General features: G+C 65.3%; 28 protein-coding genes and 1 tRNA gene. 13 read left to right on the top strand and 16 right to left on the bottom strand.

From position 1 onward, the window contains the following. Positions 1-35 precede the first annotated feature (35 nt). From Q0743_RS04470 to Q0743_RS04455, 4 genes are all read left to right on the top strand, one after another. The gene (locus tag Q0743_RS04470) at positions 36-683 is read left to right on the top strand and encodes a DNA-3-methyladenine glycosylase 2 family protein (protein WP_298240379.1); all 648 of its coding nucleotides are present in this window, start codon (positions 36-38) and stop codon (positions 681-683) included. A gap of 124 nt (positions 684-807) precedes the next feature. Then, positions 808-2,583, top strand: a complete 1,776-nt coding sequence (locus Q0743_RS04465; RefSeq protein WP_298240378.1) for an NAD(P)/FAD-dependent oxidoreductase — start codon at positions 808-810, stop codon at positions 2,581-2,583. Positions 2,584-2,670: 87 nt separating this feature from the next. Further along, positions 2,671-3,648: a peptidyl-alpha-hydroxyglycine alpha-amidating lyase family protein gene (locus Q0743_RS04460; protein ID WP_298240377.1), complete on the top strand. Its 978-nt coding sequence runs from the start codon at positions 2,671-2,673 to the stop codon at positions 3,646-3,648. Between the two features lie 216 nt (positions 3,649-3,864). After that, on the top strand, positions 3,865-4,422 hold the full coding sequence (locus Q0743_RS04455; protein ID WP_008142962.1) for an HNH endonuclease: 558 nt from the start codon (positions 3,865-3,867) through the stop codon (positions 4,420-4,422). A gap of 9 nt (positions 4,423-4,431) precedes the next feature. Here the strand turns inward: Q0743_RS04455 and Q0743_RS04450 are convergent, their stop codons facing one another. The 3 genes from Q0743_RS04450 to Q0743_RS04440 all read right to left on the bottom strand — a co-directional run bounded on the left by Q0743_RS04450 (position 4,432) and on the right by Q0743_RS04440 (position 7,914). Further along, positions 4,432-5,886, bottom strand: coding sequence for a GH1 family beta-glucosidase (locus Q0743_RS04450; RefSeq protein ID WP_298240376.1), 1,455 nt, complete (start codon positions 5,884-5,886; stop codon positions 4,432-4,434). A gap of 2 nt (positions 5,887-5,888) precedes the next feature. Next, a complete protein-coding gene (locus Q0743_RS04445; RefSeq protein WP_298240375.1) occupies positions 5,889-6,890 on the bottom strand; it encodes a glycoside hydrolase family 16 protein in 1,002 nt (333 codons plus the stop codon). 142 nt (positions 6,891-7,032) lie between these two features. Continuing rightward, the gene (locus tag Q0743_RS04440; RefSeq protein ID WP_298240374.1) at positions 7,033-7,914 is read right to left on the bottom strand and encodes a DMT family transporter; all 882 of its coding nucleotides are present in this window, start codon (positions 7,912-7,914) and stop codon (positions 7,033-7,035) included. Positions 7,915-8,089: 175 nt separating this feature from the next. On the opposite strand from Q0743_RS04440, the gene Q0743_RS04435 reads away from it, so the two are divergent. Further along, the gene (locus Q0743_RS04435; RefSeq protein WP_298240373.1) at positions 8,090-8,311 is read left to right on the top strand and encodes a dodecin; all 222 of its coding nucleotides are present in this window, start codon (positions 8,090-8,092) and stop codon (positions 8,309-8,311) included. A 143-nt stretch (positions 8,312-8,454) separates the two neighbouring features. Further along, positions 8,455-9,042, top strand: coding sequence for an HAD family hydrolase (locus Q0743_RS04430; RefSeq protein ID WP_367184843.1), 588 nt, complete (start codon positions 8,455-8,457; stop codon positions 9,040-9,042). A gap of 20 nt (positions 9,043-9,062) precedes the next feature. On the opposite strand, the gene Q0743_RS04425 is transcribed toward Q0743_RS04430, so the two are convergent. The 6 genes from Q0743_RS04425 to Q0743_RS04400 form a co-directional block, all read right to left on the bottom strand. Next, on the bottom strand, positions 9,063-10,031 hold the full coding sequence (locus tag Q0743_RS04425) for an ABC transporter ATP-binding protein (RefSeq protein WP_298240371.1): 969 nt from the start codon (positions 10,029-10,031) through the stop codon (positions 9,063-9,065). Then, the gene (locus tag Q0743_RS04420) at positions 10,028-11,023 is read right to left on the bottom strand and encodes an ABC transporter ATP-binding protein (RefSeq protein ID WP_298240370.1); all 996 of its coding nucleotides are present in this window, start codon (positions 11,021-11,023) and stop codon (positions 10,028-10,030) included. Before Q0743_RS04420 ends, Q0743_RS04425 begins: the two co-directional genes overlap by 4 nt. Continuing rightward, positions 11,023-11,940 (bottom strand): ABC transporter permease, encoded by a 918-nt coding sequence (locus Q0743_RS04415; protein WP_298240369.1) that lies wholly within the window; start codon positions 11,938-11,940, stop codon positions 11,023-11,025. The genes Q0743_RS04420 and Q0743_RS04415 overlap by 1 nt, the downstream gene beginning before the upstream one ends. Beyond that, entirely contained in the window at positions 11,906-12,865 is a 960-nt protein-coding gene (locus Q0743_RS04410) for an ABC transporter permease (protein ID WP_298240368.1), read from the bottom strand. The genes Q0743_RS04415 and Q0743_RS04410 overlap by 35 nt, the downstream gene beginning before the upstream one ends. Positions 12,866-12,894: 29 nt before the next feature. Further along, positions 12,895-14,688: a peptide ABC transporter substrate-binding protein gene (locus tag Q0743_RS04405; RefSeq protein WP_298240367.1), complete on the bottom strand. Its 1,794-nt coding sequence runs from the start codon at positions 14,686-14,688 to the stop codon at positions 12,895-12,897. Positions 14,689-14,949: 261 nt separating this feature from the next. Beyond that, positions 14,950-16,368, bottom strand: coding sequence for a M20 family metallopeptidase (locus tag Q0743_RS04400; protein ID WP_298240366.1), 1,419 nt, complete (start codon positions 16,366-16,368; stop codon positions 14,950-14,952). 287 nt (positions 16,369-16,655) lie between these two features. On the opposite strand from Q0743_RS04400, the gene Q0743_RS04395 reads away from it, so the two are divergent. The 3 genes from Q0743_RS04395 to Q0743_RS04385 all read left to right on the top strand — a co-directional run bounded on the left by Q0743_RS04395 (position 16,656) and on the right by Q0743_RS04385 (position 19,022). Continuing rightward, positions 16,656-17,627 (top strand): S1C family serine protease, encoded by a 972-nt coding sequence (locus tag Q0743_RS04395; RefSeq protein WP_298240365.1) that lies wholly within the window; start codon positions 16,656-16,658, stop codon positions 17,625-17,627. 34 nt (positions 17,628-17,661) lie between these two features. Beyond that, positions 17,662-18,732, top strand: coding sequence for a phospholipase (locus tag Q0743_RS04390; protein ID WP_298240364.1), 1,071 nt, complete (start codon positions 17,662-17,664; stop codon positions 18,730-18,732). Positions 18,733-18,815: 83 nt separating this feature from the next. Then, positions 18,816-19,022, top strand: coding sequence for a hypothetical protein (locus tag Q0743_RS04385; protein WP_145669949.1), 207 nt, complete (start codon positions 18,816-18,818; stop codon positions 19,020-19,022). Between the two features lie 74 nt (positions 19,023-19,096). On the opposite strand, the gene Q0743_RS04380 is transcribed toward Q0743_RS04385, so the two are convergent. From Q0743_RS04380 to Q0743_RS04360, 5 genes are all read right to left on the bottom strand, one after another. Next, positions 19,097-19,756: a DsbA family protein gene (locus Q0743_RS04380; RefSeq protein WP_298240363.1), complete on the bottom strand. Its 660-nt coding sequence runs from the start codon at positions 19,754-19,756 to the stop codon at positions 19,097-19,099. Between the two features lie 87 nt (positions 19,757-19,843). Then, complete coding sequence (locus Q0743_RS04375) at positions 19,844-20,566, bottom strand: LrgB family protein (RefSeq protein ID WP_298240362.1); 723 nt, start codon at positions 20,564-20,566, stop codon at positions 19,844-19,846. Then, on the bottom strand, positions 20,563-20,946 hold the full coding sequence (locus Q0743_RS04370; protein WP_298240361.1) for a CidA/LrgA family protein: 384 nt from the start codon (positions 20,944-20,946) through the stop codon (positions 20,563-20,565). Before Q0743_RS04370 ends, Q0743_RS04375 begins: the two co-directional genes overlap by 4 nt. A gap of 71 nt (positions 20,947-21,017) precedes the next feature. Further along, entirely contained in the window at positions 21,018-21,467 is a 450-nt protein-coding gene (locus Q0743_RS04365; RefSeq protein ID WP_298240360.1) for a PaaI family thioesterase, read from the bottom strand. Between the two features lie 3 nt (positions 21,468-21,470). Beyond that, a complete protein-coding gene (locus Q0743_RS04360) occupies positions 21,471-21,899 on the bottom strand; it encodes a thioesterase family protein (RefSeq protein ID WP_298240359.1) in 429 nt (142 codons plus the stop codon). A 95-nt stretch (positions 21,900-21,994) separates the two neighbouring features. Here Q0743_RS04360 and Q0743_RS04355 point away from each other — a divergent pair, with 95 nt between their 5' ends. Continuing rightward, the gene (locus tag Q0743_RS04355) at positions 21,995-22,543 is read left to right on the top strand and encodes a TetR/AcrR family transcriptional regulator (RefSeq protein WP_298240358.1); all 549 of its coding nucleotides are present in this window, start codon (positions 21,995-21,997) and stop codon (positions 22,541-22,543) included. Between the two features lie 46 nt (positions 22,544-22,589). On the opposite strand, the gene Q0743_RS04350 is transcribed toward Q0743_RS04355, so the two are convergent. Next, a complete protein-coding gene (locus Q0743_RS04350; protein ID WP_298240357.1) occupies positions 22,590-23,072 on the bottom strand; it encodes a hypothetical protein in 483 nt (160 codons plus the stop codon). Between the two features lie 203 nt (positions 23,073-23,275). Between Q0743_RS04350 and Q0743_RS04345 the strand changes: the two genes are divergently transcribed. Together Q0743_RS04345 and Q0743_RS04340 are read left to right on the top strand one after the other, a co-directional pair. Next, positions 23,276-23,557, top strand: coding sequence for a PsiF family protein (locus tag Q0743_RS04345; RefSeq protein ID WP_298240356.1), 282 nt, complete (start codon positions 23,276-23,278; stop codon positions 23,555-23,557). 99 nt (positions 23,558-23,656) lie between these two features. Continuing rightward, positions 23,657-24,742: an AbrB family transcriptional regulator gene (locus Q0743_RS04340; protein ID WP_298240355.1), complete on the top strand. Its 1,086-nt coding sequence runs from the start codon at positions 23,657-23,659 to the stop codon at positions 24,740-24,742. 2 nt (positions 24,743-24,744) lie between these two features. On the opposite strand, the gene Q0743_RS04335 is transcribed toward Q0743_RS04340, so the two are convergent. Further along, a complete protein-coding gene (locus Q0743_RS04335) occupies positions 24,745-25,284 on the bottom strand; it encodes a disulfide bond formation protein B (protein ID WP_298240382.1) in 540 nt (179 codons plus the stop codon). Positions 25,285-25,442: 158 nt separating this feature from the next. Between Q0743_RS04335 and Q0743_RS04330 the strand changes: the two genes are divergently transcribed. Next, positions 25,443-25,527 (top strand) — tRNA-Leu (locus Q0743_RS04330). Positions 25,528-26,662 lie beyond the last annotated feature (1,135 nt).

The following is a 26,662-nucleotide window of genomic DNA, read 5'->3' as shown; positions in this document are numbered from 1 at the left end:
CCGGCCATGACGCGGAAAGAGATTGCCAAACTGCCATGACAATCCACCTCGAAACCCAGTCCGATCTCGAAGAGGCCGTCCATGCGCTCATCAAGCGCGATCCACGCCTGAAACCGATACTCGAGATCGCGGGCATGCCGGCGCTGCGGCGGCGCGAGCCGGGTTTCGCGGGCCTTGCCCACATCGTCTGCGGGCAGCAGCTCTCGACTGCGAGCGCCGCGGCGATCTGGGGGCGGCTGTCGACGGCGTTCGATCCGTTCGACCATGCGGCGGTGGGCCGCGCCCGCGCCGACCGGCTGGGACGGCTCGGGCTCTCGGCCGCCAAGATCAAGACGCTGAAGCATCTCGCACGCGAGATCGGCGCAGAGCGGCTGAACCTCGACGTGCTCGCCGAGGAAGATGCCGACGCCGCACATCACACCCTGATCGCGCTGCCCGGCATCGGGCCCTGGACCGCGGACGTCTATCTGCTGTTCTGCCTCGGCCATGGCGATGCCTGGCCCGCCGGCGACCTCGCCGTGCAGGAGGCCATCAAGATCGGCCTCGGCCTTCCGGCACGCCCGACGGAGAAGCAGATGGCGCCGCTCGCCGAACCCTGGCGTCCGCTGCGCGGCGCGGCAGCGCATCTGTGGTGGAGCTACTATCGCGCCGTGAAGAAGCGCGAGGGCGCGCTCACGGCCTGACCGGCGTATTCCGCGCGAGCAGAGCCACATGCTTTTCCTGCTCGGGTAAACCGCTTTCGGCACATTCCCAACCAGTATAGCCTCGACCGTAGAGGAAACGCCGCGAAGACGGCCACGAGGTCGCATGCTGGACAGGACGAAGGATATTTCCGTCGCCGCGCAAGCCTGGCTCGATGCGTTCGAGCGCATGCTGGGCAAGCCCGAGCGCGCCGCGCTGAATCAGCTGTTCCTCGCCGACAGCTTCTGGCGCGACGTGCTGGCGCTGAGCTGGAACCTGCAGACGCTCGCTGGTCGCGAGGCGATTGCGCCAGCGCTGGCCGCGCTCGCGCCCAAGGCCGCACCAACCAAATTCGAGATCGCGCCCAACCGTGCGCCGCCGCGCCAAGTAACGCGCGCCGGCACTGCCAGCATCGAGGCGATCTTCCATTTCGAAACCGCGATCGGACGCGGCAGCGGCATCGTCCGGCTCGTCCCTGATGCCGCCGACGGCGAGCGTCTGAAAGCGTGGACGCTGCTCACCGCGCTCGACGAGCTCAAGGGATTCGAGGAGCAGCTCGGCACCTCGCGCCCGCGCGGCCAGGCCTATTCGCGCGATTTCCGCGGGCCGAACTGGCTCGATCTGCGCAACGCCTCGCGCGACTATGCAAAGCGCGATCCGGCCGTGCTGGTGGTCGGCGGCGGCCAGGCCGGGCTCGCGATCGCAGCGCGGCTGAAGCAGCTCCAGGTCGACACGCTGATCGTCGACCGCGAGAGCCGTATCGGCGACAATTGGCGCAAGCGCTATCATGCTTTGACGCTGCACAACCAGGTGCAGGTCAATCATCTCCCCTACATGCCGTTTCCGCCGAACTGGCCGACCTACATTCCCAAGGACAAGCTCGCCAACTGGTTCGAAGCTTACGTCGATGCGATGGAGCTGAACTTCTGGACCGGCACGGAATTCGAGGGCGGCTCTTACGACGAGGCCAAGGGCCACTGGGCCGTCACGCTGCGCCGCTCCCACGGCAGCAAGCGGACCATGCAGCCGCGTCACGTGATCATGGCCACCGGCGTCAGCGGCATTGCCAACATCCCTGCTATCCCGACCCTCGACAATTTCCGGGGCACGCTGCTGCATTCCAGCCGTTACGAGGACGGCGAGAGCTGGACCGGCAAGCGCGCCATCGTCATCGGCACCGGCAACAGCGGTCACGACATCGCGCAAGATCTTCATTCCAGCGGCGCCGAGGTGACGCTGGTGCAACGCTCGCCCACGCTCGTCACCAACATCGAGCCGTCGGCGCAGCTCGCCTATGCCACCTACAATGAAGGCACGCTCGAGGACAACGACCTAATCGCGGCCTCGATGCCGACGCCGCTGGCGAAGAAGACGCACGTGATGCTGACGGAGCAGTCGAAGCAGCTCGACAAGGATCTGCTCGACGGCTTGGTGCGCGTCGGCTTCAAGCTCGACTTCGGCGAGGCCGGAACGGGGTGGCAATTCAAATACCTCACCCGCGGCGGCGGCTATTATTTCAACGTCGGCTGCTCCAACCTGATCGTCGAAGGCAAGATCAAGCTCAGGCAGTTCTCCGACATCGAGGGCTTCGTCGCCGAGGGCGCGCGGATGAAGGACGGTGCGATCATCCCCGCCGATCTCATCGTGCTCTCCACCGGCTACAAGCCGCAGGAATATCTGGTGCGAAAGCTGTTCGGCGACGCCATCGCCGACCGCGTCGGCCCGATCTGGGGCTTTGGCGACGGTTTCGAGCTGCGCAACATGTATGCGCGCACTGGGCAGCCCGGCCTCTGGTTCATCGCCGGCAGCCTCGCGCAGTGCCGCATCAACTCGAAATATCTCGCGCTGCAGATCAAGGCGATCGAGGAAGGGATGTTGGGGCGTGAGGCGAGCACTGCTTGAGCCCCCCGTCATTGCGAGCGCAGCGAAGCAGTGAGGACGCGGATGCAGACGAGTACAACTGGAGACAGCGAGAGGAAGGGACCACCCATGCCAGCCATCCTCGGCACCGGCGAGCACCGCTACCGCGTCGTCGAAAATTTCGCAAAACTGCCGGAGGGATGGCAGCTCAGCGACGTCGCCTCGGTCGCGGTCGACAGCAAGGACCGCATCTACGTCTTCAACCGTGGCGCCCACCCGATGGTGGTGCTGGACCGCGAGGGCAATTTCCTCCGCAGTTTTGGCGAAGGGCTGTTCTCGCGCGCACACGGCCTGCACATCGACGCCGACGACAATCTCTATTGCACCGATGACGGCGACCACACCGTGCGCAAATGCACCACCGACGGCAAGGTGCTGCTGACGATCGGCATCCCCGAGAAGCCCGCGCCGTTCATGAGCGGCGATCCATTCCACCGCTGCACCCACACCGCCCTGTCGCCGAAGGGCGAGATCTACGTCTCCGACGGCTACGGTAATGCGCGCGTGCACAAATTCACCCCCGACGGCAAGCTGATCAAGAGCTGGGGCGAGCCGGGCACCGATCCCGGCCAGTTCAACATCGTGCACAATATCGCCACCGATGCCGACGGCTGGGTCTATGTCGCCGACCGCGAGAACCATCGCGTCCAGGTGTTCAACGGCGAAGGCAAATACGAGACGCAATGGAACAACCTTCATCGCCCTTGCGCGCTGTGCTGCTGCGGCGGGGCGAAGAGCCCGACCTTCGTGATCGGCGAGCTCGGCCCCGGCATGGCCGTCAACCGCAAGGTGCCTAACCTTGGCCCGCGGCTGTCGATCGTGGACGCCAAGGGCAAGCGCATCGCGCGGCTCGGCGGCGAGGACGGGCCCGGCATTGCCAGCGGCAAATTCCTGGCGCCGCACGGCATCGCGCTGGACTCGAAGGGCGACATCTATGTCGGCGAAGTCGGCGTCACCGACTGGAAGACGAGCTTTCCGGACGAGGAGATGCCGGCAATCGTGCGCGCGAGCAGGTGCTTGCAGAAGCTGGAGCGGGTACGGGAGTAGCTTGCCACGGCCACGCGCGACGAACGGGGCCGGCGGTTCCGCGCCACCGGCTTTGCCGTTAGCGGGATCGCGGCTTTTTGAGCGCTTTTGCCACCCCGCCGCCGCATTGCTTGCGCCTGAATAAGTCGCTCAACGGGCTTCACAATCCCGTCACGCTGCATGTAGTATGTCAGGACATGCTGCTTCGCAGCGTATATTGGAGGCCGGGAGCGTTACTTGAACGCACATGTCTCGCAAGGCAGTTGGCCGGTGTTGGTGCTGAATGCGGACTTCCGGCCGCTGAGTTACTACCCGCTGTCTCTCTGGTCGTGGCAGGACGCGATCAAGGCGGTGTTCCTCGACCGCGTCAACATCGTCGCTCACTACGACCAGGCGGTCCACAGTCCCACGCTGCAGATGCAGTTGCCGAGCGTCGTCTCGCTCAAATCCTTCGTCAAGCCGACCACGCATCCCGCCTTCACCCGGTTCAACGTCTTCCTGCGCGATCGTTTCGCCTGCCAATATTGCGGCTCGCCCGAAGACCTCACCTTCGATCACATCATCCCACGCAGCAAAGGCGGCCAGACCACCTGGGAGAACGTGGTCGCGGCATGCTCGCCGTGCAATCTGCGCAAGGGCAATTTGACGCCGGCGCAGGCCAAGATGTTTCCGCGCCAGAGCGCGTTCGCGCCCACCGTGCACCAGCTCCACCGCAACGGCCGCCTGTTTCCGCCGAACTATCTGCACGACAGCTGGCTGGACTATCTCTACTGGGATACGGAGCTGGATCCGTAGGGGTTAGCCTCACGCCCCGATCGCGTTCCTGGCGACCACGTCGCGATAGAACGCGGCGCTCAGTTTCGGCACTCTCGCCTGTGTCTCGAAGTCGACGCGATACAGCCCGAAGCGCTTGCCATAGCCGAAGATCCACTCGAAATTGTCCATCAGGCTCCAGAGGAAATAACCGCGGATCGGCACGCCTTCGGCGGTCGCGCGCTGCATCTGGGACAGGTAATTGCGCAGGAACATGATGCGGTCGAGGTCGTAGACCTGGCCGTCGGCGGAAATCTTGTCCTCGGACGAGGTGCCGTTCTCGCTGATGTAGATATTCTCGATGTTCCAGGTCTTCGCAGCAAGGCGCGGCGCCCAGTAGATCACCTCGGGCCCGACGCGCAGCCATTCCGAGTTCATGTGCGGGAACGAGGTGGGGAACGGCAGCACGCGAAAGCCCGGCGCGCGGTCGGAGGTCGTCACGTAATATTGCGGCGCGTAGATGTTGAGGCCGACGAAATCGTTCGGCGTGCCGATGATCTTCAATTCCTCAGGCGTGAATTTCGGCGCGTCCGCGCCGGCGTAGGCGAGGAAGCCGTCAGTGTACTTGCCTTCGAGCACCACACCGAGAAAGCCGGCGTTGAGCTCGCGGGTCGCAATCTCGGCCGCGTGGATGTTGTCCGGCGTCGCGATCGCCGGCACGCAGGCCGCGATGTTCTCGGCGGCACCGACGCGGGTGCCGGCCCGCCCCGAGGCGCGGATTGCCTGCACGGCAAGGCCATGCGCCAGCGCGACATGGTGGCGGGCCTGGTTGAGCTGCGCGGCCGGCAACTTCAGGCCGGGCGCGTCGATGCCCCAGCCATAGCCGAAATTCACGAAGCGTCCGACCTCGTTCACGGTGAAGACGTTCCTGACGCGATCGGTCAGGCGCGCGGCAACATGGGCGGCGTAATCGGCAAAAGCCTTCGACGTGTCGCTCGACGACCAGCCGCCGACGCGGTCCTGGAGCGCCTGCGGCAGGTCCCAATGGTAGAGCGTGGCATAGGGCTCGATGCCGCTCGCGAGCAGCTCGTCGACGAGGCGATCGTAGAAATCGAGCCCCGTGGGATTGGGCTGGCCTGCCCCATCCGGAAACACCCGCGGCCAGGCGATCGAGAAGCGGTACGCCTTGACGCCGAGCGCCTTGATCAGCGCGACGTCCTCCTTGTAGCGATGATAGTGCTCGTTGGCGCGGTCGCCGGTCGAGCCGTCCTCGATCTTGCCGGGCGTGTGGCTGAAGACGTCCCAGATCGACTTGCCGCGGCCATCCTCGTCGACCGCGCCTTCGATCTGGTAGGACGAGGTTGCCGTGCCCCACAGGAAATCCTTCGGGAATGGCGCCGGCGCGAAGGCCGGTTCGTCATCTGCGGCCCGGGCCCCTGCGGCTGCGCCCAGCGCGGCGAGGCCGGCGAGCCCTGTAAAACAGCGTCGCGAGACATCGGCCAACATCGCTATCTCCGCGCCTGCTCCAGATCGATCTGATAGACGGATATGCGGTCGATCTCGAATGCGACGCTCATTGGCGATTCCGCGTCGACCTGACTGACGCCAGGAAAGAACTTCGACCCGATCGCGAGGTTGACGATCATGTACATGGGATCGTCGAAGCCGATCGGGACCTTGATGTCGGACACCGGCCTGCGGTCGATGAAATAGACCAGGCGGTCCTCCTGCCACAGCACACCGTAATTGTGGAATGCGCTGGAGGCGTCGCCGACCGCGAAATCGAAGCCGCAGGACTGGATCTTCTGGGTCGCGGGAATCCGCCAATGCGTCGTCATCACGAGATCGCCCGGCCGCTCGCCGCGGCCTTCCAGCACGTCGACCTCCGGCGGCCAGCCGCCGTCGTCCGCCAGCATCCAGAACGCCGGCCATACCGCATGGCCGACCGGCACCTTGGCGCGAATTTCGAAATAGCCGTGCTTCTGGGCGAACGTGCCCTGGGTCGTCAGGATGCCCGAGATGTACTCGTTGTTGAACAGCACCGGCTTCAATTCCGGCGGCGTGCGGCTGGCGACGATCGACAGCACGCCGTCCTTCACCCTGAACGGATCGAGCCCGAGCGGCGCCGCCGCGCGCCCCGCATAGCGCGGATCGACATAAATCTGCTGCTCGCCATTGGCACTGGTCTTGCGCTTGAAGTCGGAGCCGTCGCCGCCCCAATAGCGCGCCTCCGGCCAGGCCGCTCCGCCCGCATAATGCGGGACCCAGCGGCCGCTCGACAGCGGATGCTCGTCGAAATCCTCGCTGAATGTCTGGCGCAGCGGCAGGAACACGAGCGAAGCCGGATTGACCTCATCCAGCCGGCGACAGGCGATGGTGGAAGGATCGGTCGTGACCTGCAGCGACATGCTCGCCGGCGCGCCATCGAGCTCATCCTGGGCAGGGCACGGCGCAGCCAGCACGCCGAGGCCGATCACAACCAGAGCGCCCCTCGTCCAAAGGTCGATCATCACCGCACCTGACGATGCCACGACATCCGCGGAGGTTAGCTCAGCCGTCTTCGCGCAGGCAACCGCGGCATCCAATGACAGCGGGCGATTTGGAAAGCATTTCTCCCGCCTTTCGCCCCCCCCTCTCGAGGCGCGGGCGAGGCTATCCCCGCTGCAAGGCCAGCGTCACGCCACCGAGCGTGAGCGCCATCGCCGTCCATTCGCGATAGCCCAGCGGCTCGCCGAGAATGATCGCGGCGGAGACCACGCCGATCACCGGCACGATCAGCATGCCGGTCGAGGCCGTGGTCGGCGGCAGACGGCGCAGCGTCTCGAACCAGGTGACGTAGCAGACGCCCATCGGCACCAGCGTCATGTAGACGAAGCAGCCGAGCCCCAACGGAGTGATCGCGGTGACGTCAGGACGCTCGAACAGCACGCCGAGGACCAGCATCGCGCCGCAGCCGAGCCCGACCTGCCAGGCGACGACGACCAGCGGCGGCAGCGGCAGCGGCTTGCGGTTGAGCACGTTGCCGAGCGCGAACAGGATGGCGCAAGATAGCGCGAGCGCGATCCCGATCAGCTTGTCGGCGCTGAAAGCGAAGCCATTGCCGCTCAGCAGCAGCGTGACGCCGGCAACACCGAGGACGAGCCCGAAAATATCCCGCGGGGACGGCCGCGTGTGCAGCACCGGCCAGGCAAACAGCATCGCCCAGATCGGCATGGTGTAGGCGAGCAGAGCGCCCTCGCTCACCGTCACATATTTCATCGCGACCGTGCCGAGCCCCATCCAGGCAAACACATTGGTGAAGGTCGCGAACACCAGCCGCGGGATGGCCTCGCGCGGAACGGCGAACGACTCTTTCCGGCTCAGCACCAGAGTACCGAGAATGAGCGAGGCGCAAACGCCCGCCAGCCCACGCGCGAACAGAGGCGGCCATTGCTGGAGCAGCAGCTTCATCAGCGGCCAGTTCAACGCCCAGCCGAAGGCTGTCACGCAGAGGCAGAGAGAGCCGATCTTCCTGTCGCGTCGTGCCGAGTCCATCACTAGCGCTTAGCAGGCCGGCGCGCTCGGCTCCACCTCGGCCGGTGCATGCGGGCCATCACGGGACAAGGAACCCGAAGCGCCCACGCCCGTTCAGAGTCAACGCCATGCGCAGCCGCATGCGCGTTTGTACCGAACGCCTTCGTCGGCCGCAAACTGAACCAGGGGAAGACCCATGCCCGCAACCGAGAGCGATCACGTCTACAAGATCCTGGACCTCGTCGGATCGTCCGAGACCTCGATCGAGGACGCCATCAAGAACGCGGTCAGCCGCGCCGCCAAGACCGTTCGCGAGATGAAATGGTTCGAGGTGGTGCAGACCCGCGGCCATATCGAGAACGGTGCCGTGCGCCATTACCAGGTGACCCTGCGCGTCGGCTTCACGCTGGAGGGATGACGCCGCGCGTTCATCGCGGCGAGCTGGCGTCACCCCGGATTTGTCACCTGCGTTCCCGCGGGATATGACTGCGATCAGCGCCGGATGTCCGGCTGATCGCGAGTGCCGCCGTGACTGACGCCATCAAGCTCGTCCTGTTCGACATGGACAATGTGCTCTGTGCCTACGACAGGCCGACGCGCGTTGCCTATCTGGCGGAGCTTGCGGGAGCCGCCAGCGAAGCCGTCCACGCGGCGATCTGGGATAGCGGGTTCGAGTTGCTCGGCGATTCCGGCGCGCTCAAGGCTGCCGATTATCTGCGAGGCTTCGGGACACGCATCGGCTATCCCCTCTCGATCGAGCAGTGGGTGGAAGCCCGGCGCCGTTCCATGCAGGCGGATCATGCGATGCTGGAGATCGTCGACCGCTTGCGACAGAGCGTCGACATTGCCGTGCTGACCAACAATACCACGCTGGTCGCCGACCACATCGACACGCTATTGCCGGAGCTGCGTCCGCTGTTCGGCTCCCGCATCTACACCTCGGCCCAGTTCAAGACGGCCAAGCCGGACCCGAACTGCTACCGTCTCTGCCTGTCGGAGCTCAACGCATCGCCTGAGACGGTCCTGTTCGTCGACGACCTCCCGGCCAACGTCGCCGGCGCGCGACAGGCGGGGCTGTTCGCGCACCAGTACACGTCCGTGGAGGCTTTCAGGCAGGCCCTGTCGGAGCAGGGCGTGCCGCTCGGCTAGATCCGCGTTTTCGCGTTTCGTCAGGCCAGGTGGCAGGCCACGAAGTGCCCGCCCGCGCCTTCCTTCAGCACCGGCGCGCTCTCCGCACAGCGCGGCTGGGCGATCGGGCAGCGGGTGTGGAAGTGGCAGCCGGACGGCGGCTTCATCGGGCTCGGCACGTCGCCCTTGAGGCGGATGCGCTCACGCTTGAGTTTTGGATCGGGCACCGGCACCGCCGACAGCAGCGCCCTGGTGTAGGGATGCTGCGGATTGCGGTAGAGGTCGCTGGCCTTGGCGAGCTCGACGATGCGGCCGAGATACATCACCGCGACGCGGTCGGAGATGTGCTCGACCACCGAGAGGTCATGCGCGACGAAGAGATAGGTCAGGTTCATCTCGGCCTGGAGGTCCTCCAGGAGGTTGATGACCTGGGCCTGGATCGACACGTCGAGCGCGGAGACCGGCTCGTCGCAGACGATCAGCTTCGGCTCGACCGCGAGCGCGCGCGCGATCACGATGCGCTGGCGCTGGCCGCCCGAGAACTCGTGCGGATAGCGCCGCATGTGCTCGGCCTTGAGCCCGACCTTGACCAGCAGGCCCGCGACGCGCTCCTCCCGCTCTTTCGCCGAGGTCGCAAGATTATGGATGGTGAAGGCCTCGCCGAGGATGGCGCCGACCGTCATGCGCGGATTGAGCGAGGCGAACGGATCCTGGAACACCAGCTGCATGTTCCGCCGCATCGCGCGCAAATCGTTACCGCCGAGCTGGCGCACATCTTGGCCGTCGAAGATGACCTCGCCGTCGGTCGGCTCGATCAGGCGCAGCACGCAGCGCCCCGTCGTCGACTTGCCGCAGCCGGACTCCCCGACGAGACCCAGCGTCTCGCCGCGATTGACCGAGAACGACACGCCGTCGACCGCGTAGACGGTGCCGACCTGGCGCGACAACAGGCCGCCGAGCACGGGAAAATGCTTCTTGAGGCCGCTGACGCGGAGCAAGGGCTCGCTCATGACGCAGCTCCCAGGTTCGGATCGCCGAGATGGCAGGCCATGCGATGGCCGGGCGCGATCTCGCGCAGCAGCGGCTCCTTCTCGGTGCAGACGTTCATGGCGAACTTGCAGCGCGGCGCAAAACGGCAGCCGACCGGCGGATTGATCAGGATCGGCACCGAGCCGCCGATCGCTTCCAGCCGCGTCTTGTGCTCGCTGTCGAGGTCGATGCGCGGGATCGAGCGGATCAGGCCTTGCGTATAGGGATGACGGGGATCGCCGAACAGATCGTCGACGGGGGCCTCCTCCACCACCTTGCCGGCATACATCACGACGACGCGCTGCGCGGTCTCGGCGACGACGCCCATGGCATGGGTGATCAGCATCACCGCCATGCCGAAGCGCTCCTTCATGTCCTGCAGCAGGTCGAGGATCTGAGCCTGGATGGTGACGTCGAGCGCGGTGGTGGGCTCGTCGGCGATGATCAGCTTGGGCTTGCAGGCGAGTGCCATCGCGATCATCACGCGCTGGCGCATGCCGCCGGAGAACTGGTGCGGATAATTATGCACGCGGCCTTCGGCGTTGGGGATCTGCACCAGCTTCAGCATCTCGATGGTGCGTTCGAGCGCCTGCTTCTTCGTCACCGCCTCGTGCCGGCGCAGGCTCTCGGCGATCTGCTCGCCGATCGTGAGCACCGGGTTGAGCGAAGTCATCGGTTCCTGGAAGATGAAGCCGATTTCCTTGGCGCGGATCTCGTCGAGCTGGCTGCTGGTCAGCGGCACCAGATCGCGGCCCTCGAAGATGATCTGGCCAGCCGCGATCCGGCCCGGCGGCATCGCGATCAGCTTCAGGATCGACATCGCGGTCACGGTCTTACCGCAGCCGGATTCGCCGACGACGCAGAGCGTCTCGCCCCGGTTGATGGAGATGTCGATGCCGTCGACGGCCTGGAGAATGCCGTCGTCGGTGGAGAAGTGGGTCTTCAGTCCCTTGATCTCGAGCAGCGGCGCCATCAGATCACCCGTCGCGCATCGAGCGCGTCACGCAGACCGTCGCCGATGAAGTTGATCGCGACCACCGCGATGAAGATCGCGCCGCCCGGAAACAGCGCCCAATGCGGGCCGATGTCGAGGAAGTCCTTGGCATCATACAGCAGCCGGCCCCAGGTCGGCGTATCCGGCGGGAAACCGAGGCCGAGGAAGGACAGTGTCGATTCCGCGATGATCGCGGCGGCGACGTCGATGGTGCCGGCGATGATCACCGGGCCGAGCGCATTGGGCAGGATATGGCGCACCACCTGCCGCACCGGGCTGGCGCCGAGTGCGCGGGCGGCCTCGACGAACTCCTTCTCGCGGATCGACAGGAACTGCGCGCGCACCAGCCGCGCCACCGGCATCCAGCGCAGGCCGCCGATCACCAGCACGATCAGGATGAAGATGCCGCCTTCGGGCCCGAACACCTGCTTCAGCCCGTCGCGGAACAGATAGATCAGCAGCAGCAGCAGCGGCAGCTGCGGCAGCGACAGGAACAGGTCGGTGAGCCACATCAAGCCGTGCCCGAGCGCACCGCGCGACATGCCGGCGAGCGCACCGATCAGCGTGCCGATGAAGACCGAAACCAGCATCGCGGCGAGGCCGACCGCCAGCGAGATGCGGCCGCCATAGATCATGCGCGCCAGGATGTCCTGGCCGAGATCGTCGGTCCCGAACGGATGGGCCAGCGAGGGCCCTTGGAGCCCTGCGACGATGTCGATCTCGTTGATCTTGATGCGCCAGACGAAGGGGCCGACGACGACCGCCAGAATCAGAATGAGGAGCAGGAAGGCGCTGACCACGGCGAGCCGGTGGCGGCTATAACGCCGCCACGTCTCGCGCCAGGGCGAGTAGGCCCGCCGCTCAGCGGAAGGAGATGCGAGGGTCAAGCCAGCCATAAAGAACGTCCGCGATGAGATTGAACAGCACGACGAGGCACGCGAAGACGAAGGTGACGGCCATCACCACCGGCGTGTCGTTGGACAGGATCGAGGAGATCAGCAGCGAGCCGATGCCGGGGATGCGGAAGATCTGCTCGGTGACGATGGCGCCGCCGAACACCGCGGGCATCTGCAAGGCGATCAGCGTCACCACCGGGATCATGGCGTTGCGCATCACGTGCTTGATGATGACCTTGGCCTGCCCGAGCCCCTTGGCGCGCGCCGTGGTGACGTAATCGAGCCGGATCACGTCCAGCATCGCCGAGCGCACGAAGCGCGTCATCGACGCCGCCTGGAACAGGCCGAGCACTGCCACCGGCATGATCGCCTGACGGATCATCTCCAGCACCCAGTGGATGCCGGTCGCCTTGATGTCGGTAGTGTAGACGAACGGCAGCCAGTCCAGCGTGACCGAGAAGATCAGGATGAACAGGATGCCGGTGAAGAAGGTCGGCAGCGAGAAGCCGACGAAGGCGAGCGTGTTGGCGATCTGGTCGAACAGCGAATAGGGCTTCGTCGCGGCATAGACGCCGACCGGAATCGCGATCAGCAGCGCCAGGATCTGCGCCGAGCCGATCACGTAGAGCGTGGCCGGCAGACGCTGCAGGATCAGCTTGTCGACGTCCATGCGGCTGACGAAGGAGAAGCCCCAGTCGCCGTGGACCATGGCGTTGAGCCAGTGCAGGTAGCGAAGGTAGATCGGATCGTCGAGGCCGAACTTGGCCCGAAGTGCGGCCTGCACTTCGGGCGGAACGTTCGGATTCGTCGCCAGCTCCGAGAACGGATCGCCGGGCGCAAGCGCGAGCACGAAGAACAGCACGGCCGAGATTCCGAGCAGGCTCGGCAGCGCGATCAGCAGGCGACGCAGAACGTATTGACTCATGAGGGAACGCCCCGTCTAGAGCTTGGGGATCATTCCTCGCGATACCAGTCGAACAAATTGTCGGTTTCGTTGGCCCAGCCCGAGATCACCGGACGCAGATTGTTCGCGGCGGCCTCGACCTTGAGACGATGCATCACGGGGATGAACACCGTGTCTTCCCACATCAGGTCGTTGGCCTTGATGTAGAGCGCCGCGCGCTTGACCGGGTCCATTTCCATGTCGGCGGCGTTGATCGCGGCGTCATAGTCCTTGTTGACCCAGCGCGGGAAGTTCGTGCCCTGCCACTTGTTCTCCTTGGTCGCAACCGCCGTCGAGAGATAACGGCGCATGTGCTGCGAGGGATCCGGCTGGCTCAGCGGGATCTGGAACATCTCGAGGTCAGCGTAGAACTTCGGATAGGTGTCGGGATTGGCGACGTCCGACGAGAAGAACACCGAGGCCACCACCGACTTCAGCTCGACGTCGATGCCGGCCTTCTGACAGGCCTGCTTGATGATGGCCTGGGTCTTCTGGCGCGGACCGTTGATCGAGGTCTGATAGACCAGCTTGAGCTTCTTGCCGCCCTTCTCGCGGATGCCGTCGGCGCCGGCCTTCCAGCCGCCGTCTTCGAGCATCTTGGCGGCCTTCTCGATGTTGAATTCCCAGCTCGTGTTCTTGGACACGAACTTCTCGGGGCCGTTGAGGAAGTTCGCGGTGGTGCGGCCGGCGCGGCCGTAGATCGCCTTCTTGACCGACTCGCGATCGACCAGCAGGGACAGCGCCTTGCGTACCACGGGATCCGAGAACAGCGGATGCTTGGTCTTCATCGACGAACGCTCGCCGTCGACCTCGACGTTCGGGTCGGTGAAGTTGAGCGCGATGAACTCGGTGTCGCCGCCCACGGCGTAGACGGTCTTGCCCTTGCCGCCCTTCTCCAGGCGCAGCAGCACGTCGTCCTCGACCTGGATATTCCAGCCGAAATCATATTCGCCGGTCTGGATCACCGCACGCGCGGCCGAGACGGCGTCACCGCCGCCCTTCATCTCGAGCGTATCGAAATAGGGGCGGTTGGCCATGTGATAGTCGGGATTGATCACGCCGCGGATGAGATCGCCCGGCTTGAACTCGACGAACTTGTAGGGACCGGTGCCCACAGGTGCGAGATTGGTCGGAGCCTCGCGCGATTTGGAGCCGATGAAATCGGCGAACAGATGCTTCGGCAGGATCTGGCCTGCGCCGGCGCCGACGAAAGCGTCGGCCCAGAACGGGGTCGGCTTCGGGAAGTTGATCTTGACCGTGAGATCGTCGATCTTCTCGACGACGATGTCGCGATAGACGCCGATGGTGATCGCCGCGGTCGCAGGGTCCTTGGCATACTGCCAGGTGAACACGACGTCGTCGGCGGAGAACGGCTTGCCGTCATGCCACTTCACGCCTGGCTTCAGCTTCCAAGTCACCGACTTGCCGTCCGCGGCGAGCAGGCCGTTCTGGATGGACGGAATCTCCGTCGCCAGCACCAGCTTCATGTTGCCGTCCGGATCCCAGCAGGCGAGCGGTTCGTAGAACAGGCGCGAGCCGTCCTGGTCCTTGGTGCCGGTGGCGAAATGCGGATTGAGCAGGGTCGGGCCCTGCCACCACAACAGCTTCAGCGCACCGCCGCCGCCGCGCTTGGTCGGCTTGTAAGTCTGGGCGCCCTCGGCCATGGCGACACCGCCGAGCGCGAGGATCTGGTTGGCCAAGGGAGCGGTGAGACCGACCGCGGCCATGCGCGTGATGAAGGCGCGGCGATCCATTCGCCCGTCCTTCACCTGGCCGATCATCGAACGCAGTTCTTTATCCAGCATGGTTGTCCCCCGTCTGGTTCCCATCGTGATGAAGACGGCCGCGACAGTCGGCCGCCCAATTAGCTGGCAGTAGATGGCACACCGAATGGGGGGCGCGTCAACTGGGACCGTGTGTATGCAAACGGTCTTCTGGCTGTCCGTTGGGCAAAACTGCGTTCCGCAGCCCATCCGTTCGGCAATCCAGCATCAAAACATGCCGGATTGCACGCTGCACTGCGGAAAATTTGTTCGTCGGATCAGACGAAGTATCGAGGCGAAATTCTACGCCACGGACATGGTGAGCGGCGGCTCGACATGATCCGGCAGCGGACAGACATACGGCGTCCTCGCTGTCCGCTTCTTCAGGTCGGCTTTCGCCGCCTTGATCAGCTCCGGATCCGTCAGCGCCTTGATGCCGAGACCGGCCATCGCCTTGGCCGCCTGCACCATGGCCTTGTGGGCGTGCGAACTCTTTCCCTGCGCCACCACCTGCCAGGTGTGGAAGGGCGTGCCGATTGCAACTGTGGGTGCGTGCACCTGCACGGTCGGCACCACCCAGCTGACGTCGCCGACGTCGGTCGAACCGACCAGTGGGTTGCGCTTGGCATCGAGCGGCACCAGGAAATCGGCCAGCGGCCGATCCGTCGGCTCCATGCCGATCGCGTAATAGACCGACGCGATGTCCTTGTCGCTCAGCGTCGCGCGGATCTGGCCGGCAAAGCTCTTGTCCGCGTCGTCGAAATGCGGCGGCCCGAGCTCTTCCATGACCCGGTGCAGCGCCTGTTCCAGCGGCGCGTTGGGCAGGATGTTGGAGACCGCGGAAATGATCTTCATCTCCACCTTGGTCTCGGTCATCAGCGCCGCGCCCTCCGCGATCTTGCTCACGCGCCCGACCAGCTCGTTCATGCCGGGCAGATCACGCGCGCGGATCGAATAACGCACCCGCGCATGAGCCTGCACCACGTTCGGCGCGATGCCGCCGGTATCGAGCAACGCATAATGCACGCGCGCATCGCTCGGCATGTGCTCGCGCATGTAGTTCACGCCGACATTCATCAATTCCACCGCGTCGAGCGCGGAACGGCCGAGATGCGGCGAGGCCGCCGCATGCGAGGTGCGGCCGGTGAAGATGAAGTCCGCGCGCGTGTTGGCGAGCGACGGCGTCACCGCGACTTCCCAGAAACTGTGCGGATGCCAGGTGATGGCAATGTCGGCGCCCTCGAACGCGCCGGAGCGCACCATGAAGGCCTTTGCGGCGCCGCCCTCTTCAGCCGGGCAGCCGTAATAGCGCACGCGCCCGGCGACCTTGTTCTCGGCAAGCCAATCCTTCATCGCGGTCGCCGCAAGCAACGCCGCGGAACCGAGCAGATTGTGGCCGCAGCCATGGCCGTGCCCGCCGGTCTCGACCGGACGGTGCTCCGCGACACCCGCTTCCTGGCTGAGGCCGGGCAGCGCGTCATATTCCCCCATGAAGGCGATGACCGGACCGCCCTCGCCCCATTCGCCCATCACCGCGGTCGGAATGCCGCCGACCTTCTCGGTGATGCGGAAACCCTGATGACGCAGCTCGGCGAGATGCTCGGCGGCGGACCTCGCCTCGGTGTAGCACACCTCGGGCATGCCCCAGACCCTGTCGCTGAGGTCGATGAAACGCGCCTTGATCGTGTCGACGCCACGCCAGATGTCGCTGCGGTTATCCATGCTTCGATCCGTGATCCCTTGGTCAAACGAAGCGGCAATGGTTAGCAGCTTCACCGCACGGCGCCTAGCACCGCGCCGGACACCAGCCATGCGGCATGGGCCGGATCGGGGGGCATCTGCCGCCCATGCGCGCGGTGTTTTGCGTGCCTTTCGAAGATTTCACGCGGCGTTCTCCCGAATAGTTGGGAACGAGGCTTTCAAGACGGCCTCCCACGGCCTAAATTATGCGTGCTTCGCGCGTCACTCTGCAGCAATCCCGGAGCGATGCACCCAGCCAGGAGAACTCGATGTCCACCCTGACCGAATGGAGAGTGCCGCCGGCCAATCAGCCGCGTGCGAGCGATTACGGTTTCGATCTCGACCGCGCGCTGGGATCCGTCGTCGGCCTGCACGCCATCATCCCTCCGGACGCCTTCAGCGCCGAGACGCTGGGCACCGAACGCGCCGGCAATGGCGTCGTGATCGACGACGGACTGGTGCTCACCATCGGCTATCTCATCACCGAGGCGGAATCGGTGTGGCTGCACCGCGCCGACGGGCGGGTGGTCGAAGGGCATGCGCTCGGCTTCGATTCCGTCACCGGCTTCGGCCTGGTACAGGCTCTCGGTGAGCTCGACGTCGAGCCCTTGCCGCTCGGCAATTCGGCGGAGACCCGGGTCGGCGACCGCGTCGTGGTCGGCGGCGCCGGCGGCCGCACGCGCTCGGTCGCGAGCCAGATCGTGGCCAAGCAGGAATTCGCCGGTTATTGGGAATATCTGCTGGACGAAGCCGTCTTCACCTATCCTGCTCATCCGAACTGGGGCGGCACCGCGTTGCTCAACGAGCGCGGCGAGTTGATCGGCATCGGCTCGCTTCAGCTGGACCGCGAACGCGACGGCAAGGCCGAGCACGTCAACATGATCGTGCCGATCGACCTGTTGAAGCCGATCCTGGACGACCTGCGCAAGTTCGGCCGCGTCAACAAGCCGGCGCGGCCCTGGCTCGGGCTGTTCTCGACCGAGATCGACAACCGCGTGGTGGTGATCGGAATCTCCACCAACGGCCCGGCGGCCCGCGCCGAGCTCAAGACCGGCGACGTCATCCTCGCCGTCAACGGCGACAAGGTCACGAGCCAGACCGCGTTCTACAAGAAGATGTGGGCCCTCGGCGCCGCCGGCGTCGACGTGCCGCTGACCGTGCACCACGAAGGCGTCACCTTCGACGTCACGGTGACCTCGACCGACCGCTTCAAGCTTCTGAAGGCGCCGAAGCTGCATTGATCCCAGGCTCGAGGAAGCCGCCAAGGAAGCTGCAATGAGCGAGGCCGTGATCGACGACATCGTGGCCGTGCTGCCGCCGCTGCTGAACGCGCTGGAGGCGCTCGGGTTCTTCCAGCGAAATCTGCATCCGCCGGCCTTTGCCTCTGTCATGAACGCAGTCGGCACACCGGACGAGACGCTGCAGGCGGCGCGGGCTTCGATCGGGGATTGGCCGGAGCAGTTCGCGGGCTTGCGCGCACGACTGGATCGCGCCTGCGACGAGACGCTCGCCGCCTTTGCCGGCATCCGCGAGGTCGAGCGCGGCAACGGCGATCTCGTCGCGGTTTTCCGTGCGCTGCGCCACCTTCCGCGCGCGCAGGAGGCACTTTATCCGCTGTCGCTGCAGTTTCCACCGGTGAGCAGCTTCTTCCTCGACGCCGGCAATCGCGACAATGCGGATCTGTTGTCGCGGCTCGAAGCCGGAGCGAGCGAAGATACCGGCATCTTCCACGATCACAACGAACCCGGCAGCCGCGGCGGCTTCTCGGTCTATGTGCCCGAATATTACACACGAGGTCGCGCCATGCCGCTGGTGATGGCGCTGCATGGCGGCAGCGGCAACGGCCGCGGCTTTCTGTGGAGCTGGCTGCGCGAAGCCCGCAGCCTTGGTGCGATCCTGGTGGCGCCGACAGCGACCGGCCCGACCTGGGCGCTGATGGGCGATGATGCCGATACGCCCAATCTCATGCGCATCCTCGAGAGCGTGCGCGGCCGCTGGAGCGTCGACGCCTCGCGCATGCTGCTGACCGGCATGAGCGACGGCGGCACCTTCTGTTACGTGAGCGGGCTCGATGGCGCCTCGCCCTTCACGCATCTTGCGCCGGTGTCCGCGACCTTCCATCCGCTTATGGCGGAGATGGCCGACGCCGTGCGCTTGCAGGGGCTGCCGATCTTCATCACCCACGGCAAGCTCGACTGGATGTTTCCGGTGCAGACCGCGCGCCAGACGCAAGGCGCGCTCGCGGCCGCCGGCGCTGACGTCACCTATCGCGAGATCGACGACCTCAGCCACACCTATCCGCGCGAGATCAATGCGGAGCTGGTGCAGTGGCTGAATGCGGGATGAACAATTTCTCTCCTTAGATGCGCCGCATGGCCGCGGAACCATCACTGCGGGCCAACGTTATCGCCCGTCACTGGAGGTTCGCTATGAGAACGTTTTTTGGAATGATTTTGGGCGCCCTGCTGCTTGCTGGCGGCGTCTATGTCTACGACTCCATGCAGACCTCGTCCGTCGCCAATGGCGAGGTCGCAACCACCAATCGCACCATCGTGAACTGGGATGTCGCGAAGGCGGATTGGGATGCGCTACGCGATCGTGCGCACAAGGACTGGGTCCGCATCTCGCAGAAGTAACGCCCCCGACCAAATGAACAAGGCGCCGTCGCGGATCCGCGGCGGCGCCTTCGTATTGGCGGCAACGCCGCGCGTCAGTTCATCTTGGCCTTGCGGGCATCGGCGATGACCTGCTCGAACTCGGCCATGCTGAGCACGCCTGGAACGCGATACTTGCCGACGATGAAGGCCGGGGTGCCGCGGAAGCCGAAGGCCTCGGCCTGCTCGTTGTTGCGCTTGAGCAGGGCGTCGATGTCGCTGCCGCGGCCGGCGAGATCGCGCTTCAGGCGGTCCATATCGACGCCGGCGGCCGCCAGCAATTCATTGATGCGCGACTCGGTCAGGCGCGAGCTGACGCCCATCATGGCGTCATGGGCCTGGTGATATTTATCCTGGAACTTCGCCGCGAGCGCGGTTCGCGCCGCCGTGACCGAGACCGGCCCGAGGATCGGCCAATCCTTCATCACCAGCCGCACCTTGCCGTCGTCCTGGACGACCTGGCGCAGCTCGGGCTCGAGCTTGCGGCAATAGGGGCAATTGTAGTCGGACCATTCGACGATGGTGATGTTCCCGTCGGGATTACCGGCGACGGGCGTGTCGGGATCGCGCAGCACCCTGGCTTCGGTCAGCACCTCGTCGCTGTCGGCGGCAGCCAGCGCCGAGGTGATCCCGCCAACTGCGAGGGCGCCTGCCCCGATCAGCGTCAGCGCAGCGCGCCGCGTCGGCGCAAGGCCCTTAGTCCCAAATCCAGCCATATCTCGTCCCGTTTCGGTCCCATCCTCCCGAATACGGCTCGGGATCGGGAATTGTTACCGGTCATATAGAGTGTCGCGGCGGCGATGTCATCGCACCAGCAGCGTGACCGCCAAGGGGACCAGGAACGAGGTCACCAAGGCGTTCAGGCTCATGGCGATACCGGAGAAGACGCCGGCGATCTCGTCGACCTGGAAGGCGCGCGCGGTCCCGATACCATGCGCCGCAAGGCCCGCCGCGAATCCGCGTGCCCGGTAATCGGTGACCCCGGTGCGATTCATCAGCGGTGTCACGATGATGGCGCCCATGATGCCGGTGAGGATCACCGCCACCGCCGCCAGCGACGGATCGGCATGCAAGGATTCGGCGATGCCCATGGCGACGCCGGCGGTGACCGATTTCGGCGCCAGCGACAGCACCACCTCCCGGGGAAGGCCGGCGAGCTCGGCCAGCAGCACCACCGACACCACGGCGGTGACCGATCCCGCCAGCAGCGCCACCAGCATCGGCACGATCGAGGCAACCACGCGCTTGCGATTCTCGTACAGCGGCACGGCGAGCGCGACGGTGGCGGGCCCCAGCAGGAAGTGCACGAACTGCGCGCCGGCAAAATAACTCGTGTAGGACGTGCCGGTCAGCAGCAGGAACGCGCCGATGATCCACATCGCGTGCAGCACGGGATTGGCCAGCGGATGCCGCCGCGTCGCCAGCGACACCGCGTCCGTGGTCGCATAGACCAGCAGCGTCACGGTCAGCCACAGCAGCGGCGACTGCGAGAGATAGACCCACAGCGAGAACGGATTGTCCTTCATCGCGCATCCCCATGCCGCAACAGGCGGCTGACGAGGCGGAAGGTCAGCACCGTCGCGAGCAGCGTGACGATCACCGACAGCGCGAGCACCAGGACGATCGCGATGCCGTGGGACGCGAGCAGATCGAGCTTCTGCACGACGCCGACGCCCGCCGGGACGAACAGCAGCGACAGATGTGCCAGCAGGCCCTTGCTTGCCGTCTCGACGCCGGCGTTGCCCAGCGGTCCGCGCGCGAGCAACGCGAAACGATCGCGAGCGAGGAGGAGCACCAGGAGCAGCAACAGGCCGAGCACCGGTCCCGGCAGCGGCAGGCCGAGGCCGCGCACGACCGCTTCGCCGATCAATTGGCACAGCAGGATGAGACCGAGACTCGCAAGCATGATCCTCGCATCAAGGGATGCGTCGGCAGGCTTGTCAATCGTCGCTCGACGTGAGAGGCGCACGGCACACGCTAGGCAGCATTGCGGGGCAGCATCGCCATCAGCGTCGCGGTCATGGTGGCGATCAAGCTCGTCTTGCCCTCGTGCTCGGCAAACGCCTTGGCCTCGCAGAAGGTGAGCGTGCGGCCGGGCTTGACGACCTCGGCCTTGAACACGAACCGCCCGCCGCGGGCGGGGGCGAGCAGCGTGGTCTTGAACTCGACGGTGAGGATGTCGGCCTCGCGCGGCATCAGGCTGAAGGCGGCAACGCCGCAGGCGTTGTCGAGACCTGCGGTGATGATGCCGGCATGGATGAAGCCGTTCTGCTGCGTGAAGGCGGCCGAATGCGGCATCGCCAGCTCGACCGCGCCGGGGGCGAGGCGGACGATCACGACGCCGAGCGTATGCATCGCCGGCTGGCGGTCGAACATCGCGATCGCCGCGGCCCGATAGCCCGGATTTTTCGGCTCGAACGCAGCCATGGCTCAGGCCCTGGTCGGCTCGGCGAGATGCAGCAAGGCGATCTCGCGGATGGCATCCGCGAACGAAGCCGATTTGCGCTGGCTCCGATCCATGTGCACGCCGATGATCTCGCAGATTGCGGCGATCTCCCCGGTCTCGGCGTTCGTCATGTCATGCCGGAAGCGGATCGACTTGTCGCTGATATCGAGCAGATGGCTGCGGATCTCGACGATGTCGCCGGCGAGCAGCTCGCGCCTGTAGGTGATGGTCTGCTGCACGGCGGCCATGCCGCGGCCCGAGGCGCGCAGATAGCTCGGTGTCAGGCCGAGGCGGGCGAACAGATTCCAGTTCGCCTCGTCGAACTTGCCGACATACCACATGACGTTCATGTGGCCGACATGATCGCACTGCCACGGATAGACCGTGCCGCGATAGGTTGCCTCCCGCTCCATCGCCTCTCCCCGCTTTTGATTTTGATACGGTAGCGTATCAGGCACGGGACGGGTTAGCAATACGGCACCGTATCAAGAATCGGAGAGCTCGTTTCATGAGCGATGGCAAGGGCGATGTCTGGGTCGAGGCGGGGTTTGCCGAGCTCGCCCGCTCGGGAGTCGAGGGTGTCAGGGTCGAGGTACTCGCCAAGAATCTCGGCGTCACCAAGGGCGGCTTCTACCGCCGCTTCGCCGACCGCGCCGCGCTGCTCGACGCCATCCTGCAGCGCTGGCGCGAGGGCCGCTCCGCGTCGATCGCGCAGCAGACGCGCCTCGACGGCGAGGCGCCCCGCGAACGGCTGAAGGCGGTGATCCAGCTCTATTCGGAGCGGCTCAATCCGGAAGCCATGGCGATCGAGCTCGCGATCCGGCAATGGGCCCGCTCGGACGAAAATGCCGCATCGGCGGTGGCGAGCGTGGACGCGGCGCGGCTCAAGCACGTCGCCGAGCTCTATCGCGCCACCGGGCTTGCAGCCGAGGAGGCCGACGCGCAGGCCTTCCTGTTCTACTGCTTCATCTTCGGCCAGAGCCTCTTGTTCGTCGAGCGCGGCCCGCGCAAGCGATCGCAGCTGGTGGCGAAATCGGCCGAGAAACTGCTGGACTAAGCGAGATGGCCGGAGCGTTGCTCCGGCCATCGTATCCATTCGAAGCTCAGGCGGCGCCCTTCAGCTTCTTGGTGCATTCGCTGTAATAGCCGCCGCCCTTCTGGATCCACTTCAGGCCGCCATTGCCGTTGGTGGTCTTGTTCGCATTGTACTGGTCGACGCAGGTGTGCATCCGCGCCTTGCCTGGGGTCTCCTTGGCATATTTCGGATCGACCGCGTTCGGATAGATCGCAGGTCCGGCCGGCAGGACCGGCGCGGCGGCGGGAGCTGCCTCTTTCTTCGCCTGCTTCGGCTCGGCGGGAGCGGCGGGCGCAGCCGCCGCCGGCGCGGCAGCCGGCGTCGCGTCCGCGCCGCACTGGGCCTTGCGGAAATCATTCCACTTCATGGTGCCGAGCGAGCCGTCCTTCTTGGCCGCCTGGTACTTCGCGCTGCACTCCTGCGAGGTCAGCGCCTGCGCCGGCGCCGACACCGCGAGCGCAGCAAATCCCGACAACGCGATCGCGCACAGCAGTTTCGATTGGATGGTCATCCCTTGGGTCTCCTCCTTGGCCTTTCCCCGACGGGGAAGTGAAATGAGATTGCTATCCTAGCGTGCCGGCCATTCGCGACAAGAAAGCGATGGCGTCCGCCGCCAAAATATAGTGAGCGCGTCGTTCGGATTATTCATGTTGCGTTCAGCAACGCGAGCCGACCGTCCCACCCCCTCACAATTCTCAAGATGAGTGCAACAACATGACCCTCGCCTCCCGGCTCGCCGCCGTCGCCCTCGCCTCCCTGCTCGCCGCCGGCACCGCTTTCGCGCAGACCGCCGCGCCGGCGGCCAAGACCGATGCCGCTGCCACCACCGACAAGAAGGCAACGAAGGAGCGTACGGCCGAGTCGATCGAGTGCTCCAAGCAGGCGGACGCCAAGGGACTGAAGGGCAAGGAGCGCAAGAAATTCCGTCGTGAGTGCAAGAAGGAAGCAAAGGCTGGCGCCGCGGCGCCCGCCGCCCCTGCCGCCGACAAGAAGTAAGCCCGCCGCGATCCTCCGCGCGCGTCAGCGGGAGGCGCGCGCATTGCGGCATGACGAGCCTGCAATTGTGCGCCTCCCGCCGATTTGCGATAAGGCGGCGTGAAGCAAATCGTCGCCTCCCTGCCGTTCGAATGGCCGAGCCGTGCCAAGCTCCTGAGCACGGCGGAGACGCTCGTCATCGGCACGGCCGGCGGCCTGGTGTTTCTCCTCGCCGGCCTTCCCGGCGGGCTGATCTCGGGCTCGATGATCGCGGTCGGGATCGCCGCCATCGCCGGCCGCCAATTGGCGCTGCCGCCGCTGTTGACCCAGACCGTGCTGGTGCTGCTCGGCATTTCGCTGGGCTCGGTGGTCTCGCGCCATCTGCTGCAGCAGGTCGGTGCCTATCCCGTCACCATCGCCCTGCTTGCGCTTGCAACCTTCTGCTCGACCTTCGGCTCCAGCTATTACCTCCAGCGCGTCCATGGCTGGGACCGCACCTCGGCCTTCCTGGCCGGCAGTCCCGGCGCGCTGTCGCAGATCACGATCCTGGCGGTCGAGCGCGGCGCCGACCTGCCGGGGATCGCGGTGGTGCAGACCATGCGCGTCATCATCCTCACCGCCGCCCTGCCGATGGTGCTGGCGATCGCGGGCGTCGCCCCCTCCGCCGCGCCGTCGCTGACGACGACGATCGCCTCGCCGCTCGACCTCGTGGAGCTGGTCGCGGCCTCGCTCGCCATGGCCCTGTTCCTGCGACTGATCAAGTTTCCGGCGAGCTGGATGTTCGGCGCCATGATCGCCTCCAGCGTGCTGCATGGCGGCGGCTGGGTCGAGGGCGGCCTGCCGGACTGGGTGCGCGGCGTCGCGCTGGTCGGGATCGGCGCGCTGATCGGCAGCCGGTTCGCGCGGATGCGGATCAAGACGCTCGCCGGCCACATCAACGCGGCGCTGGGCTCGTTCACGGTCGCGATTGCCGTCTCCGCCGTTTTCGTCGGCATCGTCGCGCTCACCACGCAGGTCAAGTTCTCAGACGTCGTGGTTGCCTTCGCGCCCGGCGCGATGGACGCCATGCTGGCGCTGGCCTTGACCTTGCACATCGACCCGATCTTCGTCGGCGCTCATCACCTCTCGCGCTTCGTCTTCGTGACGATCGCAACGCCGGGCATCGTGCATCTGTTCGGACGCACGCAGGACGACGTGGACGATTGAGCCTAGCCTCTCGCCGTCCTCGCGAATCCCCACGCCGCGATCGCGGCCATGAACAGCGAGATCAGCACGTTGTAGCCGGCGAGCGAGAGGCCGAGGAAGCGCCACTGCACCTCGTCGCAGCGCACCACCTTCACGGTGTCGAGCCGTGAGAACAGATCGCCGGCCTTGCCGAGATTGACGACGGGACCGGTGCAATCGGTCGGCCCCTTCCAGAATCCCCATTCGACGCCGGAATGGTAGGTGCCGAGACCGGCATTGGCGAGCGTCGCCAGCGCGAGGATCGCGAGCCCCGCCAGCAGCAGCGGCCGCGGCGCGCCGCTTCGTGCCGCCATCGCCGTCAGCGCCCCGAGCGGGATCGCGACGTAATAGGCGTAGCGCTGCTCCAGGCAGAGCGGACAGGGCAGGATCTCCAGCACGAGCTGGAAGAACCAGGCGCCCGCGATGGTCGCCGCCGCAATCAGCGTGACGAGCAGCGAGGCCGTCAGCGCAGGGCCGCTGGCAGCCGGCTTGAATGCAGGTATGGCGGCACTCTGGGTCGTCACGGCAGCCTCTTTCCGATGGATCGCGCCCTCAAGGCTGTAGCTCCGGTCCATGCGGCTGTCGAGAACGGCCGGGATCACTTTGGCGCGGGTTGACCCCGCTTTGTCCATGGCTATAGTCCGCCGGCTTCGCGACGCTCCTCATCAAGAGCCGACCGAGGGCCCCTGTGGCGGAACTGGTAGACGCGCTCGACTCAAAATCGAGTTCCGCAAGGAGTGCTGGTTCGATTCCGGCCAGGGGCACCACGGAAAAAATCCTAATAGCAACAATAACTTAAGCTACTGGTTTGATTCCGGAGTTTTCCGGAAAGCTTTCGCGATGCATTGAAATACAAGCAAAAGCCGACTGCAGCCGTCAGCTTTGCTGGCATTTTTGCTGGTATCGCCAAGCCAAACGCGCCGCGGCGGATTTCGATATTCCCGACGAAGAATTCAGCGCGGGCATGCCCCGTTCGCCGCTTTACGCGTGACGTTCGGACGTCAATCTCAGTGACCCTTAGAGGAACGCGAACGCGTTCACGATCGCTTCGATGCTGATCAGGCCTTCTACCCGGCTGGCTGCATGTAGAAAGCGAGTTCTGTCCTCGGCGTATTCCTTTCGCCATGACCCGCGCGAGCGCTCGTGACCCAGCCTTCGCTGAGTTCAACGTGCATAGTTCGGCCTGCCGCGAAGCGATGCGCTGGCGTGGCTCATCAAGTACTGGCCCACCTTTCGATTTCCGTTCGGGTGCTGGACAGCGTGGTTGTTGGCGTTTGCCCTCCGAGGGCAAAGGTCACACGTTCGAATCGTGTCGGGTGCGCCTTGCCGACACGACTCCTTGAGCGCGGGCCATCCGGGCCCACTGACTGCTCGTTGGCACCCGCCAGCCCAAATTGGCGCCGCCGCCAAGGACCATCACGCCATGCTTTCTGTTCGTGGAGTGTGTCGATCAATCAAGATGTCTGCAAATCGTCAGCACTGAAGACTTGCAGTCTCGACCGCTCCAAAGGTTACATGCCGCACCCAATTAATCGTCCAATTTCTTTCAGAATTTTGTGACTCTCCACTGTCTTGCTGCAGCGATCACCGCGTCCCAATTTGATTTGGTGATCAGATGCGGAGAACGAAGAAGATGCGTGTACCTTTGGTGATGTTTCTCGCGGTGACCTCAGTCACCCAGGCCCAGGCAGAGGCGACGATCAAGAGTACGGACACCGCTTGTCGCTACACTTTAACAAGCGGCGAGACGTACCAGATACCCGCCGGCCAGACTCTCTGCTGGCGCGTACCTCCTCCCTCATACAAATCATACACGCTGCTGCGTTGTGATCCGCCGTTTCAGGAATTTAACCGGGTCCAATTGGGCGATGGCCGCTGCAACAGGTACGAGGAACGTCAATG

Origin of the sequence: uncultured Bradyrhizobium sp., from assembly GCF_936943645.1 — a bacterium.
GTDB lineage: Bacteria > Pseudomonadota > Alphaproteobacteria > Rhizobiales > Xanthobacteraceae > Bradyrhizobium.
The sequence above is the reverse complement of the archived record's forward strand: the minus strand, read 5'-3'. Positions and strand labels throughout refer to the sequence as shown.

Coding starts and splice junctions, on each gene's coding strand:
- Q0743_RS04355 (WP_298240358.1), top strand. CDS start 21,995: ATGAGCGATGGCAAGGGCGATGTCTGGGTCGAGGCGGGGTTTGCCGAG.
- Q0743_RS04470 (WP_298240379.1), top strand. CDS start 36: ATGACAATCCACCTCGAAACCCAGTCCGATCTCGAAGAGGCCGTCCAT.
- Q0743_RS04440 (WP_298240374.1), bottom strand. CDS start 7,914: ATGGACTCGGCACGACGCGACAGGAAGATCGGCTCTCTCTGCCTCTGC.
- Q0743_RS04450 (WP_298240376.1), bottom strand. CDS start 5,886: ATGTTGGCCGATGTCTCGCGACGCTGTTTTACAGGGCTCGCCGGCCTC.
- Q0743_RS04425 (WP_298240371.1), bottom strand. CDS start 10,031: ATGAGCGAGCCCTTGCTCCGCGTCAGCGGCCTCAAGAAGCATTTTCCC.
- Q0743_RS04395 (WP_298240365.1), top strand. CDS start 16,656: ATGTCCACCCTGACCGAATGGAGAGTGCCGCCGGCCAATCAGCCGCGT.
- Q0743_RS04415 (WP_298240369.1), bottom strand. CDS start 11,940: ATGGCTGGCTTGACCCTCGCATCTCCTTCCGCTGAGCGGCGGGCCTAC.
- Q0743_RS04360 (WP_298240359.1), bottom strand. CDS start 21,899: ATGGAGCGGGAGGCAACCTATCGCGGCACGGTCTATCCGTGGCAGTGC.
- Q0743_RS04345 (WP_298240356.1), top strand. CDS start 23,276: ATGACCCTCGCCTCCCGGCTCGCCGCCGTCGCCCTCGCCTCCCTGCTC.
- Q0743_RS04445 (WP_298240375.1), bottom strand. CDS start 6,890: ATGATCGACCTTTGGACGAGGGGCGCTCTGGTTGTGATCGGCCTCGGC.
- Q0743_RS04465 (WP_298240378.1), top strand. CDS start 808: ATGCTGGACAGGACGAAGGATATTTCCGTCGCCGCGCAAGCCTGGCTC.
- Q0743_RS04350 (WP_298240357.1), bottom strand. CDS start 23,072: ATGACCATCCAATCGAAACTGCTGTGCGCGATCGCGTTGTCGGGATTT.
- Q0743_RS04430 (WP_367184843.1), top strand. CDS start 8,455: ATGGACAATGTGCTCTGTGCCTACGACAGGCCGACGCGCGTTGCCTAT.
- Q0743_RS04410 (WP_298240368.1), bottom strand. CDS start 12,865: ATGAGTCAATACGTTCTGCGTCGCCTGCTGATCGCGCTGCCGAGCCTG.
- Q0743_RS04385 (WP_145669949.1), top strand. CDS start 18,816: ATGAGAACGTTTTTTGGAATGATTTTGGGCGCCCTGCTGCTTGCTGGC.
- Q0743_RS04365 (WP_298240360.1), bottom strand. CDS start 21,467: ATGGCTGCGTTCGAGCCGAAAAATCCGGGCTATCGGGCCGCGGCGATC.
- Q0743_RS04380 (WP_298240363.1), bottom strand. CDS start 19,756: ATGGCTGGATTTGGGACTAAGGGCCTTGCGCCGACGCGGCGCGCTGCG.
- Q0743_RS04460 (WP_298240377.1), top strand. CDS start 2,671: ATGCCAGCCATCCTCGGCACCGGCGAGCACCGCTACCGCGTCGTCGAA.
- Q0743_RS04400 (WP_298240366.1), bottom strand. CDS start 16,368: ATGGATAACCGCAGCGACATCTGGCGTGGCGTCGACACGATCAAGGCG.
- Q0743_RS04435 (WP_298240373.1), top strand. CDS start 8,090: ATGCCCGCAACCGAGAGCGATCACGTCTACAAGATCCTGGACCTCGTC.
- Q0743_RS04390 (WP_298240364.1), top strand. CDS start 17,662: ATGAGCGAGGCCGTGATCGACGACATCGTGGCCGTGCTGCCGCCGCTG.
- Q0743_RS04370 (WP_298240361.1), bottom strand. CDS start 20,946: ATGCTTGCGAGTCTCGGTCTCATCCTGCTGTGCCAATTGATCGGCGAA.
- Q0743_RS04420 (WP_298240370.1), bottom strand. CDS start 11,023: ATGGCGCCGCTGCTCGAGATCAAGGGACTGAAGACCCACTTCTCCACC.
- Q0743_RS04375 (WP_298240362.1), bottom strand. CDS start 20,566: ATGAAGGACAATCCGTTCTCGCTGTGGGTCTATCTCTCGCAGTCGCCG.
- Q0743_RS04405 (WP_298240367.1), bottom strand. CDS start 14,688: ATGCTGGATAAAGAACTGCGTTCGATGATCGGCCAGGTGAAGGACGGG.